Annotated in this window: 18 protein-coding genes; 7 read left to right on the forward strand and 11 right to left on the reverse strand. The window is 65.0% G+C overall.

Annotated elements, in window-relative coordinates; all coding sequences use genetic code 11:
• On the forward strand, window positions 1–1206 hold the full coding sequence (locus tag CIHUM_RS06955; protein ID WP_051106362.1) for a protein adenylyltransferase SelO family protein: 1206 nt from the start codon (window positions 1–3) through the stop codon (window positions 1204–1206).
• A 6-nt stretch (window positions 1207–1212) separates the two neighbouring features.
• Here the strand turns inward: CIHUM_RS06955 and mqo are convergent, their stop codons facing one another.
• Window positions 1213–2724, reverse strand: a complete 1512-nt coding sequence (gene mqo, locus CIHUM_RS06960; RefSeq protein WP_034998678.1) for a malate dehydrogenase (quinone) — start codon at window positions 2722–2724, stop codon at window positions 1213–1215.
• A gap of 131 nt (window positions 2725–2855) precedes the next feature.
• Here mqo and CIHUM_RS06965 point away from each other — a divergent pair, with 131 nt between their 5' ends.
• The 4 genes from CIHUM_RS06965 (at window position 2856) to CIHUM_RS06980 (ending at window position 6534) form a co-directional block, all read left to right on the forward strand.
• Window positions 2856–3863, forward strand: coding sequence for an alpha/beta hydrolase (locus CIHUM_RS06965; RefSeq protein ID WP_034999259.1), 1008 nt, complete (start codon window positions 2856–2858; stop codon window positions 3861–3863).
• A gap of 41 nt (window positions 3864–3904) precedes the next feature.
• Complete coding sequence (gene mtr / locus CIHUM_RS06970; RefSeq protein WP_051106361.1) at window positions 3905–5332, forward strand: mycothione reductase; 1428 nt, start codon at window positions 3905–3907, stop codon at window positions 5330–5332.
• A 321-nt stretch (window positions 5333–5653) separates the two neighbouring features.
• Entirely contained in the window at window positions 5654–6064 is a 411-nt protein-coding gene (locus tag CIHUM_RS06975; RefSeq protein ID WP_034998677.1) for a hypothetical protein, read from the forward strand.
• A 53-nt stretch (window positions 6065–6117) separates the two neighbouring features.
• Window positions 6118–6534 (forward strand): hypothetical protein, encoded by a 417-nt coding sequence (locus tag CIHUM_RS06980; RefSeq protein ID WP_051106360.1) that lies wholly within the window; start codon window positions 6118–6120, stop codon window positions 6532–6534.
• Window positions 6535–6674: 140 nt separating this feature from the next.
• On the opposite strand, the gene map is transcribed toward CIHUM_RS06980, so the two are convergent.
• Genes map through dxr form a run of 5 tightly spaced genes read right to left on the reverse strand, consistent with a single transcriptional unit; the run spans window position 6675 to window position 13016 of the window.
• Entirely contained in the window at window positions 6675–7574 is a 900-nt protein-coding gene (gene map, locus CIHUM_RS06985) for a type I methionyl aminopeptidase (RefSeq protein WP_034999254.1), read from the reverse strand.
• A gap of 54 nt (window positions 7575–7628) precedes the next feature.
• A complete protein-coding gene (locus CIHUM_RS06990) occupies window positions 7629–9443 on the reverse strand; it encodes a penicillin-binding transpeptidase domain-containing protein (protein WP_034998675.1) in 1815 nt (604 codons plus the stop codon).
• A gap of 1 nt (window position 9444) precedes the next feature.
• A complete protein-coding gene (gene ispG, locus CIHUM_RS06995) occupies window positions 9445–10608 on the reverse strand; it encodes a flavodoxin-dependent (E)-4-hydroxy-3-methylbut-2-enyl-diphosphate synthase (RefSeq protein WP_034998673.1) in 1164 nt (387 codons plus the stop codon).
• 20 nt (window positions 10609–10628) lie between these two features.
• Window positions 10629–11837, reverse strand: a complete 1209-nt coding sequence (locus CIHUM_RS07000) for a M50 family metallopeptidase (RefSeq protein ID WP_034998672.1) — start codon at window positions 11835–11837, stop codon at window positions 10629–10631.
• Between the two features lie 15 nt (window positions 11838–11852).
• A complete protein-coding gene (gene dxr, locus CIHUM_RS07005; protein ID WP_034998670.1) occupies window positions 11853–13016 on the reverse strand; it encodes a 1-deoxy-D-xylulose-5-phosphate reductoisomerase in 1164 nt (387 codons plus the stop codon).
• A 186-nt stretch (window positions 13017–13202) separates the two neighbouring features.
• Between dxr and CIHUM_RS07010 the strand changes: the two genes are divergently transcribed.
• Window positions 13203–13736 carry a DUF2631 domain-containing protein gene (locus CIHUM_RS07010; protein ID WP_081634412.1) on the forward strand — a complete coding sequence of 178 codons (534 nt, stop codon included), beginning with the start codon at window positions 13203–13205 and terminating at the stop codon, window positions 13734–13736.
• 270 nt (window positions 13737–14006) lie between these two features.
• On the opposite strand, the gene rlmN is transcribed toward CIHUM_RS07010, so the two are convergent.
• Genes rlmN through frr form a run of 3 tightly spaced genes read right to left on the reverse strand, consistent with a single transcriptional unit; the run spans window position 14007 to window position 16683 of the window.
• Entirely contained in the window at window positions 14007–15110 is a 1104-nt protein-coding gene (rlmN, locus tag CIHUM_RS07015) for a dual-specificity RNA methyltransferase RlmN (RefSeq protein ID WP_034998668.1), read from the reverse strand.
• A gap of 58 nt (window positions 15111–15168) precedes the next feature.
• Entirely contained in the window at window positions 15169–16119 is a 951-nt protein-coding gene (locus CIHUM_RS07020) for a phosphatidate cytidylyltransferase (protein ID WP_243427141.1), read from the reverse strand.
• Window positions 16120–16125: 6 nt separating this feature from the next.
• Entirely contained in the window at window positions 16126–16683 is a 558-nt protein-coding gene (gene frr, locus CIHUM_RS07025; RefSeq protein ID WP_034998666.1) for a ribosome recycling factor, read from the reverse strand.
• A gap of 77 nt (window positions 16684–16760) precedes the next feature.
• Here frr and CIHUM_RS07030 point away from each other — a divergent pair, with 77 nt between their 5' ends.
• Window positions 16761–17843 carry an amidase family protein gene (locus CIHUM_RS07030; protein ID WP_034998664.1) on the forward strand — a complete coding sequence of 361 codons (1083 nt, stop codon included), beginning with the start codon at window positions 16761–16763 and terminating at the stop codon, window positions 17841–17843.
• Here CIHUM_RS07030 and pyrH read toward each other — a convergent pair.
• Together pyrH and tsf are read right to left on the reverse strand one after the other, a co-directional pair.
• The gene (gene pyrH, locus CIHUM_RS07035; RefSeq protein ID WP_051106416.1) at window positions 17840–18523 is read right to left on the reverse strand and encodes a UMP kinase; all 684 of its coding nucleotides are present in this window, start codon (window positions 18521–18523) and stop codon (window positions 17840–17842) included. The two genes, CIHUM_RS07030 and pyrH, sit on opposite strands and share 4 nt — an antisense overlap.
• A gap of 232 nt (window positions 18524–18755) precedes the next feature.
• Complete coding sequence (gene tsf, locus CIHUM_RS07040) at window positions 18756–19574, reverse strand: translation elongation factor Ts (protein WP_034998660.1); 819 nt, start codon at window positions 19572–19574, stop codon at window positions 18756–18758.
• Window positions 19575–19706 lie beyond the last annotated feature (132 nt).

Genomic DNA, 19706 nt, shown 5'->3' on the forward strand with positions numbered 1-19706 from the left:
ATGAATCACCCCCAGCTCGCCCACACGCTCGCAGACACCCTGCCGGAGCTCGCGCACGCAGAGCCCGGCACGCAGTTTGAGAACCCGCAGCTTGTCGCGCTCAACGAGCCGCTTGCGAAGGAGCTCGGGCTCGATGTCGCGTGGCTCAAATCTGCCGACGGCCTGCAGTTTCTCTCCGGCGGATCCGGCGGCCACGCCATGGCGTACGCGGCGCATCAGTTCGGTCAATTCGTGCCATTGCTTGGCGACGGCCGCGCCCTGCTACTCGGCGACACCGCCGGCCATGAGATCCAGCTCAAAGGCTCCGGCTTGACCGCGTTTTCGCGCCCCGGCACGGACGGGGTGGGCGCGATCGGGCCGATGCTGCGTGAGCACCTCGTCTCCACGTTCATGCATGCGGTCGGCGTGCCCACCACCCGCTCGCTTGCGGTGCTGTCCACCGGCGGCACCGTGATCCGCCAAAACGGCGCGGTTCCGGGCGGCATCGTGGTGCGCGTGGCCAAGAGCCACCTGCGCGTGGGCACGGTGCAGTACGCGACGACACAGTCGGAGGAGCTAACGCGGAAGGTCGTCACCGCCGCGGGCTTTGACACCGCCGAGGAGATGCTGCGCACCGTCACCCGCCGCCAGTTCGATCTGGTGGCGCACTGGATGCGCCTGGGCTTCGTCCACGGGGTAATGAACACCGACAATGTGGCGCTGTCGGGCGAGACCATCGACTACGGGCCGTGCGCGTTCACCGAGCGTTTCGACGGTACCGCGAGCTTCTCATCCATCGACAGGCAGGGGCGCTACGCGTTTGGCAACCAGCCAAACATCATCGCCTGGAACATGGCGCGGCTGACGGAGGCGCTCTATCCGCTGCTCGGCGCGGAGAAGGTCGACGCCTACGTCAAAACTGTCCAGCCGGCCTGGGACGAGGCGTGGGCGAAGTGGATCGGAGGCGACCACGACGGGCTCAACGCGGCCGCCGACATCACCACCTACAACCGCGAGCACGGCATCAACGGTGAGCCCGGCCCCATCTTCATCCCCCGAAACCAGATGCTGCAGGAGGCTATCGACGCCGCCGAGCTCCGCGGCGACTACACCGCGTACAACGAGCTGCTCGCCGCGGTGAGTGACCCGTACAACGAAAAGGCCGGACCCGAATGGATGGCCCGGCCTGAGGGGCAGCTGCCCTACGTCACCTTCTGCGGGACGTAAACGCTGCTACAGGGTGTTTTCGCCCGTGTCCAGTCCCAGCGTCTTCTGCGTCCACGCCCACTGCTCGTCGTAGGCGTTCTTATCGTGCTTGAGCGACTTGCCGTAGGTGGGGAACATCTCGTGGAGCTTGTCGGACCAGTCGATCATGTGCTCGCCGAAGCAGCGCTCCAGCAGCTCGATCATGGCGGCCGGGGTGATGGACGCACCCGGGGAGGCGCCGAGCACGCCGGCGATGGTGCCGTTCTGGTCGTTCACCAGGGCGGTGCCGAACTCCAGGGTGCCGAAGCGCGGGGCGGCGGCCGGCTTGATCACCTGCACGCGCTGGCCAGCGACCACGACCTCCCAGTCCTTGCCGTCAGCTGCCGGGTAGTACTCGTGCAGCATGTCCACCTTGCCGTCGAAGTCGCGGAAGACCTCCTGCACCAGGTACTTCACCAGCGCAAGGTTGGTCGCGCCCACGCCGAGGTAGGACGGGATGTTGTCCAGGCGGATGGACTTGAACAGGTCCAGGTAGGAGCCTTCCTTGAGGAACTTCGGGCTCCAGCCGCCGTAGGGGCCGAACAGGAGGGACTCCTTGCCGTCGACCACGCGCAGGTCCAGGTGCGGCACGGACATCGGCGGGGCGCCGACCTTGGCCTTGCCGTAAACCTTGGCCTTATGCTGCTGCACCAGTTCCTGGTTGTCGGTCTTGAGCCACATGCCGGAGATCGGGAAGCCCGCGTAGCCGTGCACCTCGGGCACGCCTGCCTTGCGCAGCAGGTCCAGGGCGTAGCCACCAGCGCCGACGAAGACGAAGCGGGCGCGCACGACCTGCTTGTCGCCGGTGTGGACGTTTTTGACCGTGACCTTCCAGAAGTTGCCTTCACGCTTGATGTTGGTCACTTCGCGGCCGTAGCGGATCTCGGTGCCGTTACGCTTCGCGGCGTCGAGGAACTGCCCGGTCAGGGAACCGTAGTTGATGTCGGTGCCCGCGTTGGTCCAGGAGATGGCCACCGGCTCAGCGTCGAAGTCGCGGCCCTGGGACATCAGGGGTAGCTTCTCCGCGAAGGTTTCGCGGTCATCCGCGAACTGCATGTTGGGGAACATGTGGTTTGCGGAGAGCTTGTCGTAGCGCTTGCGCAGGTAGTTGATCTGGTCTTCGCCCTGTGCGAAGGACACGTGCGGCACGGGGTTGATGAATGCGCGCGGATCCGTCAGCACGCCGTTTTCCACCTGGTAGGACCAGAACTGGCGCGACAGCTGGAACTTCTCGTTGATGTTCATCGCCTTGGAGACATCGATGCGTCCCTTTTTCTCGGGCGTGTAGTTCAGCTCGCACAGTGCGGAGTGGCCAGTACCGGCGTTGTTGAACGGGTAGGAGGACTCCTCGGCAGGACCGTCGAGCCGCTCGAAGATCATCTGGGACCAATCAGGCTCCAGCTCGTGCAGCATCGAGCACAGTGTCGCGCTCATGATGCCGGCGCCGACGTGCAGGATGTCCACCTCGTCCGCGTACTTCTTACCACCGTTGTCAGACATGCGTAGTCATCCTTTGATGTTTATCGACTTTTGGGAGTGGTGACCATATTACGTCCCCTTCATGCCCAAGGTGCAAAGGCTTGTCGACGACCAAAGGTCCGAACCGTTCGCAGAAAAGTATCATCGGCCGCATGAGTGACACCGCGCATCAGCTTGATTGGCAACCCGACCCGCTCGGCGACGGATTCGAGCAGGCCGTCCTCCCCCAGGGCAAGGACCCGGATAGCAGGACTCGCGTGGATGCGGTGCTGGTGCGGGACGTGCGCGCGTCGCAAAGCAAAAGCCCCCAAAAGCCCGCGGTGCTGTGGGTGCACGGCATGTCCGACTACTTTTTCCAGACTCACGTCGCCGACGAGTTCGCGCGGCACGGGTACCCGTTTTACGCGCTGGACCTGCGGCGCTGCGGGCGCGCGCTAAGAAAGGATCAGCGCGCGCACTTCACCCTTGCCATGAGCCGGTATTTCCCCGAGCTCACGCAGGCGTTAGAGATCCTCGCCGCGGAGCACGGTTCGGTGGTGGTGCTGGCGCACTCCACAGGCGGATTAATCGTGCCGCTGTGGGCGGATCACCTGCGCCGCGACAAACCTGCGGAGCATAAGAGGCTTGCCGGCATCGTTTTGAACAGCCCGTGGTTGGACATGCAGTTCCCGAAGTGGCAGGTGGCCGCGCTCAAGCCACTGCTCAACTTCTTCGGCACGATGTTCCCGTCGCTGCCGCTGCTGCAGCGCGGGGAGGGCACCTACGGCAAGTCCATCCACAAGGACTTCCACGGTGAGTGGGAGTTCAATACGCAGTGGAAGCCGATTGACGGGCACCGCAAGTACTTGGGCTGGATCCGCGCGGTGATCAAGGGGCAGGAAAAGATCCACGCCGGGGACGTTGACACTGGCGTGCCGACGCTGACGCTGCGCTCTTCGCATTCCTATCTCGGCGAGGAGTACTCCCCCGCTGCCGACACTGCTGACACGGTGCTGGATGTCGACCAGATTCAGCGTTGGGCGCCAACCCTTTCAGACACCGCGGACGTGCAGGTCATCGATGGTGCCCGGCACGACGTGTTCCTGTCCGAGCGCCACGCCCGCGAGGCCGCATTCAAGGCCGTATTCGGGTGGCTCGACGGCCAGGGTTTCGCCCAGTAACGTCGATACGCGAAATACACATATATATAGAGGAGAAGACCATGCCCGCTCACGGAAGCGATTTGCAGGACGCCACACGCTACGACCTGATCATTGTGGGGACGGGTTCAGGCAACTCCATTCTCACTCCCGACTTCGATGACAAAAACGTCGCGATTGTGGAGAAAGGCGCGTTCGGGGGCACATGCCTCAACGTCGGCTGCATCCCCACCAAGATGTACGTACTTGCCGCGGAGCAGGCGTACGCGGCGCGCGAGGCCGGAAAGCTCGGCATTGATCTGGAGTACAAGGGCGCGGACTGGACCGGCATTGTGGAGCGCGTCTTTGACAACCGCATCGACCTGATCGCCAAGGGTGGTGAGGACTACCGCCGCAACGGCTGCCCCAACGCCACGGTCTACGACGTGGAAGCGCGCTTCGTCGGCCCCAAGACGCTATTGACCGGCCGCGGTGGGACCGAAGAGCTCATCACCGCCGACACGGTCATCCTCGCCGCCGGCGCCCGCCCGTTCATTCCGGAATGGGCACACGATGTCACCTTCCACACCAACGAGGACATCATGCGCCTTGAGCGCCAGCCGAAGTCGCTGACCATCGTCGGCGGCGGGTTCATCGCCATGGAGTTCGCGCACGTTTTTGATGCCCTAGGTACCGAGGTGACCATCATCAGCCGCTCACAATTGCTGCGACAGTTGGACCAGGACCTCGCGGAGCCGTTCAACACACTCGCCGACGAGCGCTACACCGTCCACATGGGCCGCACGGTCACCTCCGCTTCCGAGGACAGCGACGGCGTCACTCTCACGCTCGACGACGGCACCACGGTCACCTCCGAATCCCTCCTGATCGCCACGGGCCGCATCCCCAACAGCGACACCCTCGACGTCGCCGCTGCCGGGATCGAAACGCACGAAGACGGACGCGTCGCTGTCGACGAGTTCGGCCGCACCACCGCGAACGGCGTGTGGGCGCTCGGCGACCTGTCGTCGCCGTACCAGCTCAAGCACGTGGCCAACGCGGAGCAGCGTGCAGTGACCCACAACGTGCTTCGTGCCTGGGCGGGCGAAGATGACTCAGCAATGGTGCCGATGCCGCACGATCACGTCCCGTCGGCGATCTTCACCCATCCACAGATCGCCACAGTTGGCATGACCGAACAGCAGGCCGAGGAAGCCGGCTTCGACGTCACGGTGAAAGTGCAGAACTACGGCGACGTGGCCTACGGCTGGGGCTTGGAGGACTCCACCGGCGTAGTGAAACTGGTGGCGGACCGTAAAAGCTGCCAGCTTTTGGGCGCGCATTACATGGGCCCGCAAGCCTCCACTCTGATCCAACAAATGATCACCGTGCTCGCATACGGGCTGGATCTGCGGGACTTTCCTCGGTCTCAATACTGGATCCACCCATCCCTGGCAGAGGTGACCGAAAACGCGATCCTCGGCCTCGACCTGACGTTCAAAGAAGTCTAAACCTCTACTTCACCCCCTCTTTCGGGGGACGGCGTTAAAAGGCATGACCTTTTCTACACAAGTGCCGAAAAGAGCACGTGAGAGATATTTGGTTTAGCCCAATTTTTTCAGCGAACGCCAAGCTTTCCAACCTTTGGTTGAACTTTTGAAAATTTTTCAGCGCCAACTTGCATACCCCTGGAAGTGTTCGGCTATTGTCGGTGCAGACACCGGGACCGAGCCCACCGGGCTTGCTATCGGTCCTAGGAGCTCAATGCCCCTGGGATTCTTTGAATTCCACCCGGACGTCGTGCAAGAACTATCAGAGAAGGATTTCGTTTCATGCGTAATTTCCGTAAGGCAGCCCTCGCCGGCGCAACCGCCGTCGCTGTGGCATTCGGCTCCACCGCAGTCGCAACCGCCGAGACCGCAGGTACCGACGCACCGGAGGCTCCGGCCTACACCGCACCGGTCCGCGAGGTCGAGGACAAGGACGGCAAGGACGGCGTTGAGCCGGCTTCCTCCCACAAGATCACCAACTCCGAGTGGCTCGAGTTCCGCGACGAGGACGGCAACCTGCGCGGCACCGACGGCGAGGAGATCTTCGGCAGCAAGAAGGACAACTTCGGTGAGCAGCCGCGTTACGCCAAGCTCGGCTACGGCGCAACCATCTTCACCGCTGTCTCCGCACTCGTCGGCCTCATCGTTGGCCCGCTGTACAACTTCTTCGTTCACGGCGAATTCAACTTCTAAGACCGCGGACTTCCGCAAACCAATTCCACTCACATTTCGAAAGAAGGAAAACGATGCGTAACTTCCGCACCGCTGCAGTTGCTTCCGCAACCGCTCTGACCGTCCTCGCTGGCGGCACCGCAATCGCGTCCGCTGAGGATGCTCAGAACGAGACCACCTCCAACGACAAGGCTGTTGTCTTCGTTGGCAAGCAGGAGGGCGACAAGGACTTCGGTGAGGTCGTCAGCGACGGCACCGAGGGCCTCTTCGGTGGCAAGGGTTCTTCCCAGTACTTCGATGACAAGGACGAGCCGTTCTACCCGACCGACGCTTTCGGCAACAAGACCAACAAGGAAGACGTTCCGCAGTGGGCTCGCTACTGGATCGACGGCTCCATCGTCGCTGCCATCGGCGCCCTGGTTGGCCTGGTCATCGCTGGCCTGAACTTCTCCTTCTACAACGGCTGGCTGCAGCACCCGCTCTCCCGCTAAGCAGTAGCGCTTGAGCTAGAAGGCTGAAACCCCGTCGCTTATCGCGACGGGGTTTTGTTCTGCCTAAGGTCGGGCCTGCACATAACAGGCGGGCCCGCACAGAATTGCTCCGTACAGACCCGCCTTGACTGCTGCAGGAGCTACTCTCCCAGCATGTGCTGCCCGGCGGCGACGTCGGAGTCCGGGATGGTGAGGATCTCGTTGCCGTCCTCGGTGATCACGATGGTGTGCTCGAACTGGGCGGTGTATTCACCGTCGATGTTCTGCACAGTCCAGCCGTCGTCCCACACGCGGTACGGCAGCTCGCCCAGGTTGATCATGGGCTCGATGGTGAGCGTCATGCCCGGCTCGAGGATGTCCGTGTAGGCGTCGGAATCGTAGTGCAGCACCACCAGCCCGTTGTGGAAGGTGGTGCCCACTCCGTGGCCGGTGAAGTCCGTGACCACGTTGTAGCCGAAGCGCTTGGCGTAGGACTCGATCACGCGGCCGATCACGTTGATCTGGCGGCCGGGCTTTGCCGCCTTGATGCCACGCATCGTCGCTTGGTAGGTCCTATCCACCAAGTCCTTGTGCTCCTGCGCCACCTCGCCGGCGAAGAACGTGGCGTTGGTGTCGCCGTGCACGCCGTTCTTGTAGGCGGTGACGTCGATGTTTACGATGTCGCCTTCCTGGATCACCGTGGTGTCCGGGATGCCGTGGCAGACAATTTCGTTCAGCGAGATGCAGCAGGACTTCGGGTAACCGCGGTAGCCCAACGTCGACGGGTATGCACCGTGTTCCACCAAGTAGTCGTGGACGATACCGTCGATCTCGTCGGTGGTCTTGCCCGGGGCCACAGCGGCGCCGGCAAGCGCCAGAGCGTTCGCCGCGATCTTCGATGCCTCACGCATCGCCTCGATCGTCTCAGCGGTCTGGATCACCGGCTCGCCGACGTTTTCCTGGACTTCGTCCTTCCATGCGTATTCGGGGCGCTCAATGGTCTTTGGCACCTTGCGCTCTGGGGTGGGTTTTCCTGGGGTGAGTAGGCCTCGGTTATTCATGTCCCCAATGGTAGACCTGCGGTCAAACATGGCCCGAGCATCCCTCCGGGAGACTTACTCGGCGGGAGCGTCCAGGTTCAGCAGCATCCGGTCCGACAGTGCCACAGCGGCCTCAGAACCGCCGCCGAGCACCACCAGGGTGGCAAAGGCAATGTCGTCGTCGGCCCGGTAGCCGGTGAACCACGAATGGGAGCCGCCGTTGATCTCGGCCTCGCCGGTCTTGCCGCGGATATCGCCGCTCGCGGTGAACGCGCTCGCCGTGCCGCCAGGGCCGGTGACCGCAGCCATCATCTGACGCAGCTCCTCGGCCGCCTGCGGGTCCATTGGCGGGGCCTCTCCGCTCAGCTTCGTCTCCTCGCCCTCCACCAGGTACGGCACAGGCAACGATCCACGCGCAGCAGCGGCAGACACCAGCGCCATGCCGAACGGGCTGGCCAAATCCAGGCCCTGGCCGTAGCCGGCCTCGGTGCGGTCCAGCGGCTCTTCGCCCTCCGGGATGGAGCCGGTGATGGTCTCCACACCGGGGATCTCCATGTCCACGCCCAGGCCAAACTGCTTGCCAACGTCCTGCAATTCGCCGGGCGCCAGTTTCGTGGAGATGTCCGCGAACGTGGTGTTGCACGAGCGCGCGAACGCGGTCTCCAACGGCACGGTGCCCATTCCGAAGCCCGCGTAGTTGGTTACGGTGCGCCCGTAGAGGTTCATGGTGCCGGGGCATGGCACCGGCGAAGCCGGAATAAGCCCCTGCTTTGTCAGCCCGGCAAAGGCGGTAAGGATCTTAAACGTCGAGCCCGGCGGGTACTGGCCCATCGTGGCCAAGTTGCCGCCGGCGTCCGCGGCCGGTGTCTGCGCAATAGCCAGGATTCCGCCCGTGGACGGCCGGATGGCCACGATCATGGCCTGCTGGCCGGCTACCGGCTCCAAGGCCATCTCCGCGGCGCGCTGGATGCGGTGATCCAGGCTGATGTGCAACGCGGGAGCCGGAGCGGCGTCTTGGCGCTTAATCTCCTCGTAGGAGGCGCCGTTTTCGTTGACCACGTCGACGCTCCAGCCGGTATCGCCCTGCAGGTCGTCGCGCACCAGCTCGCCCACGCGCGCCATGATGTCGGGCGCAAACTCCGGCTGCGCATTGACCATCGCGGCCTCCTCGTTGAGCCGCACGCCGGGCTCACCGGCCAGTGCCGCCTCGAACGCGTCGCGCGCGGGCGCAGGCACCACCGCAACGGAGTAAGTGCCAGAGGCGTCCTGCAGCTCCTTGGCTACATCCTCCGCGTCACGCAGGGGCGCACCGCGATCCACCTCGTGGGCCTGCGCCAGCGCCGCGCTGATACCGGCTGCCGCCGCCCCGGCGCTGTGCATTTCCTCCGTGTCCACCAGCACGCGGTAGGCGGTGCCGGGCGTGAGCAGCTCCACCCCGTCGGAGGAGACCACGCTCGCCTGCGACGGCGCCACCGCGCGCAACTCCAAATGCTGGTTCGCGCCCAGCCGCGGGTGCAGCACGGACGGCTGCCAGCGCACGTTCCATTCGTTGCCGCTCTGCGTCAGCGTCATCTGCGCTTGGTACGTCAGATCCCGCTCGCGGGGCAGGTCCCAGCGCAGCTCGTAGGTGGCTGTGGCCAGGTTGTCGTCCTGGTGGACGTCGATAAGCGATGCGCTCAGGCTTTCCGCCTGCAGCCCGCCCCACGTGTCGTTTAGGGAGGTTTCAGCGGCGGAGGCGTCGTCGATAAGCGACGAGTTCACCTCGCGCTTCTCCAGCGCGCTGAGAAAATCGGAGGCGGCGGGTTCGGCGTCGTTGGGGCGCGGGGTGCAACTGCTTATCGACGCCGCCAGCGCCACCACCGCAACCCCCGCGACACGGCGGCGCAGCATATTAGCGGGTGACCTTGACCTCGGCCTTAGCGCCCTCGACCTCCTCGAGGCCCTCCTCTTCGGCGATGCGCTGCGCGTAATCAATGAGCGTTTCCACGATCTTGGACTCCGGCACGGTCTCCACGACCTCGCCCTTGACAAAGATCTGGCCCTTGCCGTTGCCCGACGCCACACCGAGGTCGGCGTCGCGCGCCTCGCCCGGGCCGTTGACAACGCAGCCCATCACGGCAACGCGCAGCGGGAACTCCATGCCGTCCAGGCCAGCGGTGACCTCCTCGGCGAGTTTGTACACATCCACCTGGGCGCGGCCACAGGACGGGCAAGAGACGATCTCCAGCTTGCGCGGGCGCAGGTTCATCGCCTGCAGGATCTGATCGCCGACCTTGATCTCCTCCACCGGATCAGCGGACAGGGACACGCGGATGGTGTCGCCGATGCCCTGCGAGAGCAGCGCGCCGAAGGCCACGGAGGACTTGATCGTGCCCATGAATTTCGGGCCTGCCTCGGTCACGCCGAGGTGCAGCGGGTAATCGGTCTTCTCCGCCAGCTGGCGGTACGCCTCCACCATGAGCACCGGGTCGGAGTGCTTGACGGAAATGGCAATGTCGCCGTAGCCGTACTCCTCGAACAGACCGGCCTCGTAGATTGCGGACTCCACCAGCGCTTCTGGGGTGGCCTTGCCGTACTTCTCCAGCAGGCGCTTGTCCAGGGAGCCGCCGTTGACGCCGATTCGGATCGGGATACCCGCGTCACCCGCAGCCTTGGCCACCTCCTTAACGCGGCCGTCGAACTCCTTGATGTTGCCCGGGTTCACGCGCACTGCCGCGCAGCCGGCGTCGATGGCCGCGAAGATGTACTTCGGCTGGAAGTGGATGTCCGCGATCACCGGGATCGGCGACTTCGCAGCAATGGCCGGCAGGGCTTCCGCGTCCACGGTCTTCGGGCAAGCCACTCGCACGATGTCGCAGCCCGCGGTGGTCAGCTGCGCGATCTGCTGAAGCGTGGCGTTGATGTCGTGCGTCTTCGTCGTGGTCATGGACTGCACAGAAATCGGGTGATCCGAACCGACGCCGACATCGCCCACCATCAGCTGACGGGTTGTGCGGCGCGGAGCCAAAGTCGGTGCCGGGCCTTCGGGCATGCCTAATCCGATGGGGGTGTTCATGGTGGCTAACTCTAGCACCGTCAGCCAAAAATTCGGACGGGGTTGACCACGTCCGCGGCCATGACCAACACACCGACGCCGAGCAGCAGCGCAGCCATGACGTACGTCAAGGGCATGAGCTTTTCATAATTCGCGGGAGCGCCTGGGCCGAGGCCCCGGAGGCGTCGTAAAGCATCGCGAATCTTTTCGTACAGCACCACCGCAATGTGCCCGCCGTCCAGCGGCGGCAACGGCACGAGATTGAACAGCGCGAGGAAGAAGTTCAGGCTGGCCAGCATCATCCAGAACGCGGACCACATATCCTGCTCCACCAGCTCACCGCCGGTGCGCGAGGCACCGATGACACTGACCGGGCCCTCGATGTCGCGCTCCGCGCCGAAGATGGAGGCCACAACACCCGGGATCTTCGCCGGGAACGACGCGATGCCGTCCACCGTCGCGCGCAGCATTTGGCCGGTGAACCGGAAGGTCGCAGGCACCGCTTCTGCCGGGCCGTACTGCTTCACCGCGTCCGTGGGGGGCGCTGAGACGATGCCCACCGCCCCCTGGGTGACGCGCTCCCCAGTGGCCGGGTCGATGCGCTCAACCTCGGCGACAGGCACGTCGAGGGTGACGGTTTCTCCGCCGCGCAGCACCTCGAGGCGCACGGTTTCGCCAGGCTGCTTAGCGACGGCATCCCGCAACTGCCCGAATTGCTCAATCTCCTGCCCGTCAAGCGCCACCAGCGTGTCGCCGACCTGGACACCGGCCTCGCCCGCCGGGCCCGCACCGGAGCACTCCCCCAGCGTGTCAGCGTCCACCTGGTCGGCAACGCACACCGTCTTGCCCACTCGCGGGGTGAAGTCCGCGTCCGGATTCGGGATGCCGGAAAGCACCGCCACAAAGTAGGTGATGACAACGCCGATGAGCAGGTTCATCACAATGCCGCCGGCAAGCACCGCGATGCGCTGCCACGCCGGCTTGTTCACCATCGCGTGCGGCTCCTCCTCTGGCGTGAGGGGATCCATCGCGGTCATGCCCGCGATGTCGCAGAACCCGCCGAACGGCAGCGCGGCAAGGCCGTACTCAGTGTGGCCCTTCGTGGTCGACCACACCGTCGGGCCAAATCCAATGAAGTAGCGACGCACGCGCATGCCGAACGCGCGGGCGGTGAACATGTGCCCGGCCTCATGCAGCGCAATGGACGCAGCGATCGCCAGCGCGAACGCCAAAATGCCTAGCGCACCCACAGAACCCCTAGTGCGCTACTTGTGCGCGAAGCGCTCGACAACGGCCTCCGCACGCTCGCGGGCGCGGCTTTCGGTGCGCAGGACCGCGTTGACGTCCGCCGGTGCCTCCGCGAAATCATCCGCGCTTTCGAGGACCTCGGCGATGGTGTCCACAATGTGCGGGAACTTGATGCGGCCTGCCACGAACGCGTCGACGGCAACCTCGTTGGCTGCGTTGTAGATCGCCGGGTACGGCTCGCCCTTCTCAGCCGCTTGGCGTGCCAGCTTCACCGCCGGGAACGCTTCCTCATCCAACGGCTCGAAGGTCCACTCGAAGGATTGCGAGAAGTCCAGGGCAGGCTGCGCGTCCGGGATGCGGTTCGGCCAGTTCAACGCGTGGGAGATTGGCAGCATCATCGACGGCGGGGACGCCTGGGCGATCGTGGCGCCGTCAGCAAAGGTCACCATGGAGTGGACGATGGACTGCGGGTGGACCGTGACGTCGATGTTGTCCGGCTCGACGTCGAACAGCAGCGATGCCTCAATCAGCTCCAGGCCCTTGTTCACCATCGTCGCGGAGTTCAGCGAATTCATCGAGCCCATAGACCACGTCGGGTGGGCGACGGCCTGCTCGTAGGTGACGTCCATCAGCTCCTCGCGGGAATTGCCGCGGAATGGGCCACCGGAGGCGGTGAGCACGAAGCGGGCCACCTCCCCGCGGTCGCCGGAGCGCAGCGCCTGGGCCATCGCGGAGTGCTCCGAATCCACCGGGATAATCTGTCCGGGTTTTGCCGCCTCCAGCACGAAGCGGCCGCCAGCGACGAGCGACTCCTTGTTGGCCAGCGCTAGCGTCGCGCCGGACTTCAGCGCAGCGAGGGTCGCCGGCAGACCTGCAGAACCGACGAGCGCGTTGAGCACCAGGTCCGCCTCCTGCGACTCCACCAGAGCCGCAGCGCAGGCATCGCCGGTAATAACGAAGCCGCCGAGCGCCTTTGAAACCTTCTTGGCTCCTTCTAGATCACGCACGGCAACCTGGTCAGCGCTGAGGCCGAACTCGCGGGCTTGCTCAATAGCCCGGTCCGGGTTGGTTCCACCGGTGGCGATGCCGACCACGTTGAATTGATCTCTATGTTCGCGAATGACATCGATCGCCTGAGAACCGATAGAACCAGTCGAGCCCAAGATGATTACATTCTTCACACGTCTATTGTGACATGAATCAGCACATTGTGGCACCGTGCGGGCATAATCCCGTGGACTGTGGTGCGAAAGTTTGAACACATTGGGGGTGAGAAGTCCCCTTTGGTCAACCCAGTGTGCGATGATAGGCGCTGAAAGTTTTACCAATCTTGGCAACCGCTAACCAGGCTTTGAAGGAGCATTCCAGTGGCCCACGCGAAGGACAACGCACCCCAGGTGTACAACGGTGTTTCTGAGGCGGACGTTCCGTCTGCCCGTTTCGGCTGGAGCGCGTTCACGGACCGCACCATCCAGCTCGCCGGTTGGATCTCCGTTTTGTTCCTCATCGCCTACAACTTTGGCAACCACCAGGGCCATGTTGAGACCATCTGGCTCATCTCCCTGGCGGTGCTGCTGGCGCTCGGCCTGATCCTGCACGCTACCAAGCCGAAGCTGAGCCAGGTGCGCACCGTTACCTCCCACAACAAGCCGGTGGGCCACCAGGAGCCGGACTGGATCTACGACCAGGCCACCCTCTCCGGTGACGTATACGAGAACCTGTCCGACTCGCAGCTGCGCGCCCTGAACATCGAGCCGGGCCGCGTTGCCCACCTGCGCCCGGCACACGGCCAGGAGCGTGTGGTCGAGCGCACCGCCGCCCGCCCGGTCGACGCGCCGCACCAGCGCGAGGACGTCGAGGTCATCACCGTCGAGTCCCGCGGCAAGCACGAGCGCATCTAAGCTTCTCGACGCCACCGTCACCGCCAGCCCCACCGCTGGCGGTTTTTTGTGCCGTGAGTGCCCGCCCTGCACCCCACTCGCCACCTCCCCATTCCGCCTTGGCTCGAATCCGCAAACCCAGAGCAAGAGACCCCTAGTATGGCCCTATTTTGGGCATACTAGGGGTCCTGTACTGGGGGTCTGTACGCGGAGGCGTGCTCGGAAGGGTTGCGGCGTGGGCTGTAGCGCCGCAGGTAAACGCGAAAAGTGAGCTCGGCAGAAGCTAAGCGGCTAGCTGGCGTCCTCGTCGGCGGCGAGCTGGCCGCAGGCGGCGGCGATTTCCTGGCCCTTGGTGTCGCGAACGGTGCACGGCACGCCCTGGGCCGCTACCCGGCGGACGAACTCGTCCTGGCGGGCCTTCGGCGAGGCGTCCCACTTCGAGCCCGGGGTCGGGTTGAGCGGGATCACGTTGACGTGCACGCGCGAACCGAGCGCCGAGTGCAGCTTCTTGCCCAGCAGGTCCGCCCGCCAGTCGTGGTCGTTCATGTCGCGGATGAGCGCGTACTCGATGGACACGCGGCGGCCGGTCTCGTCCGCGTAGTAGCGGGCGGCGTCCAGCACTTCGGACAATGCGAAGCGGTTGTTGACGGGGACGAGTTCGTCGCGGAGCTCGTCGTCAGGCGTATGCAGGCTCACCGCCAGGGTGCAGGACAGCCCCTCGTCCGCGAGCATGCGGATCTGCGGGGCCAGCCCCACCGTGGAGACGGTGACGTTGCGCTGGGAAATGCCGAAGCCATCCGGGGACGGCTGGGTGATCTGGCGCACCGCCTCCACAACGCGCTTGTAGTTGGCCAGCGGCTCCCCCATGCCCATGAACACGATGTTGGACAAGCGCGAGCCCTCCGCGGCCATCATCGCGGCGGCGGCGCGCACCTGGTCCACGATCTCCGCCACGGACAGGTTGCGGTCCAGCCCGCCCTGGCCGGTGGCGCAGAAGGGGCAGGCCATGCCGCAGCCGGCCTGCGAGGAGATGCAAAGGGTTGCGCGGCCCGGGTAACGCATGAGGACGGACTCCAGCAGGGTGCCGTCGTGAAGCCGCCACAGCGTCTTCGTCGTGTCGCCTTCATCAGTCTCCACCGTGCGCACCGGAGAGAGCAGCGTAGGAAACAGCGCGTCCTTGACGGTCTGGCGCTGTGCCTCCGGCAGGTCCGTCATGGTTAGCGGGTCGGCCTCGAACTTGCCGTAGTAGTGGCGCGCGATCTGGTCGGCGCGGAACTTGGGCAGGCCGAGTTCCTTGAGCGCGTCGATGCGCTCGTCTTTGCTCAAGTCCGCGAAGTGCTTCGGCGGCATGCCGCGCTTCGGCGCGAGCAGCTGGATCTGGGGGAAATCGCTCATAGTGCGCCCCATCTTGGCACGTCGCGCGGCGAATTTCGAATCTGGCGCGGGCGGAAACCTACTGGTTCATCAACGTGATGGTGGTCAGCAGGATGTAGGTCGCCGCCGCGGCGGGCAGCATGCCGTCGAGCCGGTCCATGATGCCGCCGTGGCCCGGCAGCAGGTTGGACATGTCCTTGATGCCCAGCTCGCGCTTGAACTGGCTTTCCACCAAATCGCCCATGGTCCCGCAGATGACCAGGGCGATGCCGAGCACGATGCCCATCCACCACGGGCCGTGGATGAGAAAGTGCACCACCAGCACACCGGTGATGATGCCGGCGGTCATGGATCCGGCGAAGCCCTCCCAGGACTTGTTGGGGCTCACGGCCGGGGCCATCGGGTGGGAGCCGAACATCACTCCTGTGGCGTAGCCGCCGACGTCGTTGGCCACCACGCACAGCATGAACGCCACGATGTAGGCGGAGCCGTCCACCCCGGCCTCGGTAATCCGGGAGATCATGGCGGCGAATGTGCCGAACAGCGGGATCCACGCGAGCACGAAGATCGCCACTGCGGTGTCGCGCAGGTAGTTCTCGGGCTGGTGGTGCCTGCCCTGGTGGAACATGCCCCAGAACATCACCACCAGCACGGTGAAGGCGAATCCGGAGACCAGACCTGTGGTGCCGTAAGGCGCGGACAGCCAGAGCATGGCCTGGCCGAGGATGATCATCAGCGTGCGCGGCTGGACATAGCCGGCCTCTCTCAGACGCGTCATCACCTCCCACATGGCCAGCGCCACGGCGGCGGCAACCAGCGGGTACCAGGCGACGGGCCCGATCCACACCGCCGCGATCACCAACGCGCCGAGCACGACGCCCGTGGCGATCGCCGCGGGCAGGTCGCGCCCCGCCTTGTTCTTCCGCTTCGGGGCGCGGCTGGGCCAGCGGCTCGGGGTGGCCTCGGGTGCCTCCGGGGCATCGCTCACGGCCGCACCCATCTCGGTGGTTTCCGTCTGCGCCTTCGACACGTCGGCTTAGACCTCCAGCAGCTCGTTTTCCTTGCGCTGCACGATTTCGTCGATCTGACCGACGTAGTCCTGAGTGGTTTTGTCCAGCGACTTCTCAGCGGTGATGACCTCGTCCTCGCCCGCGTCGCCGTCCTTCTGGATCTTCTTCAGCGCTTCCATGCCCTGGCGGCGCACGTTGCGGATGGCGATCTTGCCGTCCTCGCCCTTCTGCTTGGCCTGCTTGACCAGCTCCTTGCGGCGCTCCTCTGTGAGCTGCGGGACGGACACGCGGATGACCTGGCCGTCGTCCGTCGGGTTCACGCCGAGGTCGGAGTTGCGGATGGCGGTTTCGATCTCGCCCATGGTGGACATGTCGTACGGCTTGATCAAAAGCATGCGCGGCTCCGGCACAGAGATGGTGGCCATCTGGTTGATCGGGGTGGGCGCACCGTAGAAGTCGGCCATCACGCCGTTGAACATGGCCGGGTTCGCGCGGCCGGTGCGGATGGTGGCCAGCTCGTTTCGGGTGTGTTCAACGGAGGCGGTCATGCGCTCTTCGGCGTCCAGCAAAACGTCATCAATCATGGTTTCTACCCCTATCGTTTCTCGGGTTTGCGTCCCCCTTAACTTACCAGCGCCAGCCGCGTGCCTAGACTGTCGCCATGCCGCACCCAGCCTTCACGTTCGTTGCGCCGCCCGGCGCCGCGCTCGCCGGCCCGCTCGGCGGGCGGCTTTCCGGCTGGAGCATTCCGATCAAAGACGGCACCGATGTCGCCGCCATGCCCACCACGCACGGCAACCCCGCACGCGCCTACACCGCGCAAGCGACAGACCCGTTCGCGCAGATGCTTATCGACGCCGGAGCGCGCGTCAGCGCCAAAACCCTCACCTCCGAGCTCGGCGCCACCTGCTACGCGGAACGCCCCGGTGTGCCCGTGCTGGAATCCCCCGCCTTCCCTGGCTGCACGCCCGGCGGTTCGTCCGCGGGCGCTGCGGTCGTGGTCGCGGACGAGACGGTGCGTGCGGCCCACGGGACCGACGCCGGCGGCTCGATCCGTGTGCCGGCCGCGGCCTGCGGGGTGGTGGGGTTAAAGCTCGCCAGCCACGACCTGTCCGCCCACGGGTTGTTCACCCGCAACGTCGGCGACCTGTTCACGGTGACGGGATGGGCGCCGCCAGCCCGGCGACGGCTGCGCATCGGCGTGCTCACCCGGGGCGTGTTCGCGGACCCTGAGGTGGCGGAGGGGCGCGGAGCTGACGTCGAGAAGCTTGCTGCAGCCCTCGGACGCGCCCACGATGTGGTGGAGATTTCCCCCTACGCCGAATCGCGCGAGACGTACGCGCACTTCAGCACCACCATCAAGCGCGCGTTCAAGGATGTGGATCCGCTGGACAGCGGCTACATCGCATGGCTGAAAGATCAGGCGCACCGCCTACGCCCACAACACGTCGCCGCAGCGAAAGCGCACGCGCGCGGGTTGCCCGCGTTGCTCGCGGCGCAGTGGGGCGTGGATGCGGTGCTCTCCCCCACGATCGCTTTCGATCCGCCCCCGCTCGGCTACTTCCCCTCGCTCAGCCCGGAGGAGAGCTTCCACGCGCAAACCGAATGGTCGCCGTGGTGTTCGGTATTTAACATGCTGCGCACCCCCGCGATCGCGCTCGCGGGGGTGCATTTGGGCAGCCTGAAGCTCAGCGGCCCGGAGTTGCTCGGCCTTGCAGCACAGGCCGAGCTGTTGCGCGCTTAGGCCACCAGCGTGCCCACCTGCTCGCCGGAGACGGCGCGGGCGATGTTGCCCTCCTGCAGCAGGTTGAACACCAAGATGGGCATGTTGTTGTCCATGCAGAGGCTGAACGCGGTGGCGTCAGCGACCTTCAGGCCGCTTTCGATGACCTCGCGCGGGGAGATTTCGGAGTACAGCTTCGCGTCCGGGTTCTCGCGCGGATCGGAGTCGTACACGCCGTCAACGCCCTTGGCCATCAGCAGCACCTCGCAGCCGATCTCCAGCGCGCGCTGGGCGGCGGTGGTGTCGGTGGAGAAGTACGGCATACCCATGCCGGCGCCGAAGATGACCACGCGGCCCTTCTCCAGGTGGCGGGCAGCGCGCAGCGGCAGGTACGGCTCGGCGATCTGCGCCATGTTGATGGACGTTTGCACGCGGCAGTCCACGCCCATCTGCTGCAGGAAGTCCTGCAGCGCCAGGCAATTCATCACCGTGCCCAGCATGCCCATGTAGTCGGAGCGCGCGCGGTCCATGCCGCGCTGCTGCAGCTCGGCGCCGCGGAAGAAGTTGCCGCCGCCGATGACCACGGCGACCTCGGTGCCTGCGCGTGCCACGTCAGCGATCTGGCGCGCGACAGACTCGACCACGTCCGGGTCGATGCCGACTTTGCCTCCGCCGAACATTTCACCGCCCAACTTCAGCATCACTCGCTTGAAACCTGTGCGGCTGGGATTGAGGTCAGTCACCGAAATTCGCTCCTTCTGCGCGGCGGGTTGTTCAGATGTTCGCGAACGATTCTAGACGCGCTTTCGCGCGGGCACCGAAACGTGCGCTCCGGGCTGTGTGCGTGACGACGAAGCCCCGCAGACGCCACCGGCCCAACTGGGCGGAAGCGTCTGCGGGGCTTGGCCGTGAAGCGAAGCTTAAGCCTCGAACTTAAGCCTGGCCGACCTCGAAGCGGGCGAAGTCCAGAACCTCGATGCCGCTCTCCTCGGCGAACTGCTTGACGGTCTTCTTGGAGTCAGCCAGGGACGGCTGATCCAGCAGGACAACGTCCTTGAAGAAGCCGCCCATGCGACCCTCGACGATCTTGGCGATGGCAGCTTCCGGCTTGCCCTCGTTGCGGGTGATCTCCTCCTGAACCGCGCGCTCCTTCTCAACGACATCGGCCGGGACGGACTCCTGGTTGAGGTAGCGGGCCTTCATCGCTGCGATCTGCAGAGCGACCTGGTGTGCGGCCTCAGCGTTGTCGCCGGTGTAGGACACGAGGACGCCAACTGCCGGCGGCAGGTCTGCAGCCTTCTGGTGCAGGTACTTAGCCGTCTGCTCGCCCTCGATGGTGGCGGCGCGGCGCAGCTCGAGCTTCTCGCCGATCTTGGCGGAGAGGCGCTCCAGGACGTCGTGCGCGGTCTCGCCGTTCACGTCTGCGTTTGCCAGCTCCTCCTGGGAGTTCGCCTTCGCTGCTGCTGCGGCGTCAGCGATCTGTGCGGCGATGTCCTTGAACTCCTGGTTCTTGGCCACGAAGTCGGTCTCGGAGTTGATCTCGACGATGGTGTTGCCGGAGATGGCGACCAGGCCCTCGAGGGCGTTGCGCTCTGCGCGCTTGCCCACATCCTTGGCGCCCTTGATACGGAGGTTTTCGACGGCCTTATCGAAGTCGCCGCCGGTCTCCTCGAGTGCCTTCTTGCAGTCGAGCATGCCGGAACCGGTGGTCTCGCGGAGCTTCTTGACGTCAGCAGCAGTGTAGTTCGCCATAGTGGGCGATCCTCCTCGTGAATGTGTTGCTAAAAGTGTTCAAACCGTTTCAAGCGTAGCCGACAGTACTCGCTGTGGCACGGCTTGGAGCGGGGGCGCACGCAAAACACCCCGCGCCCGCACTGTCCCCGG

It is taken from the genome of Corynebacterium ihumii, from assembly GCF_028609825.1.
In the GTDB taxonomy this organism is placed as follows: Bacteria; Actinomycetota; Actinomycetes; order Mycobacteriales; family Mycobacteriaceae; genus Corynebacterium; species Corynebacterium afermentans.

Coding starts and splice junctions, on each gene's coding strand:
- map (WP_034999254.1), bottom strand. CDS start 7,574: ATGAATAACCGAGGCCTACTCACCCCAGGAAAACCCACCCCAGAGCGC.
- rlmN (WP_034998668.1), bottom strand. CDS start 15,110: ATGAGCGATTTCCCCCAGATCCAGCTGCTCGCGCCGAAGCGCGGCATG.
- CIHUM_RS06990 (WP_034998675.1), bottom strand. CDS start 9,443: ATGCTGCGCCGCCGTGTCGCGGGGGTTGCGGTGGTGGCGCTGGCGGCG.
- CIHUM_RS07030 (WP_034998664.1), top strand. CDS start 16,761: ATGCCGCACCCAGCCTTCACGTTCGTTGCGCCGCCCGGCGCCGCGCTC.
- CIHUM_RS06980 (WP_051106360.1), top strand. CDS start 6,118: ATGCGTAACTTCCGCACCGCTGCAGTTGCTTCCGCAACCGCTCTGACC.
- CIHUM_RS06975 (WP_034998677.1), top strand. CDS start 5,654: ATGCGTAATTTCCGTAAGGCAGCCCTCGCCGGCGCAACCGCCGTCGCT.
- CIHUM_RS06965 (WP_034999259.1), top strand. CDS start 2,856: ATGAGTGACACCGCGCATCAGCTTGATTGGCAACCCGACCCGCTCGGC.
- mtr (WP_051106361.1), top strand. CDS start 3,905: ATGCCCGCTCACGGAAGCGATTTGCAGGACGCCACACGCTACGACCTG.
- frr (WP_034998666.1), bottom strand. CDS start 16,683: ATGATTGATGACGTTTTGCTGGACGCCGAAGAGCGCATGACCGCCTCC.
- ispG (WP_034998673.1), bottom strand. CDS start 10,608: ATGAACACCCCCATCGGATTAGGCATGCCCGAAGGCCCGGCACCGACT.
- tsf (WP_034998660.1), bottom strand. CDS start 19,574: ATGGCGAACTACACTGCTGCTGACGTCAAGAAGCTCCGCGAGACCACC.
- mqo (WP_034998678.1), bottom strand. CDS start 2,724: ATGTCTGACAACGGTGGTAAGAAGTACGCGGACGAGGTGGACATCCTG.
- CIHUM_RS06955 (WP_051106362.1), top strand. CDS start 1: ATGAATCACCCCCAGCTCGCCCACACGCTCGCAGACACCCTGCCGGAG.
- pyrH (WP_051106416.1), bottom strand. CDS start 18,523: ATGCTGAAGTTGGGCGGTGAAATGTTCGGCGGAGGCAAAGTCGGCATC.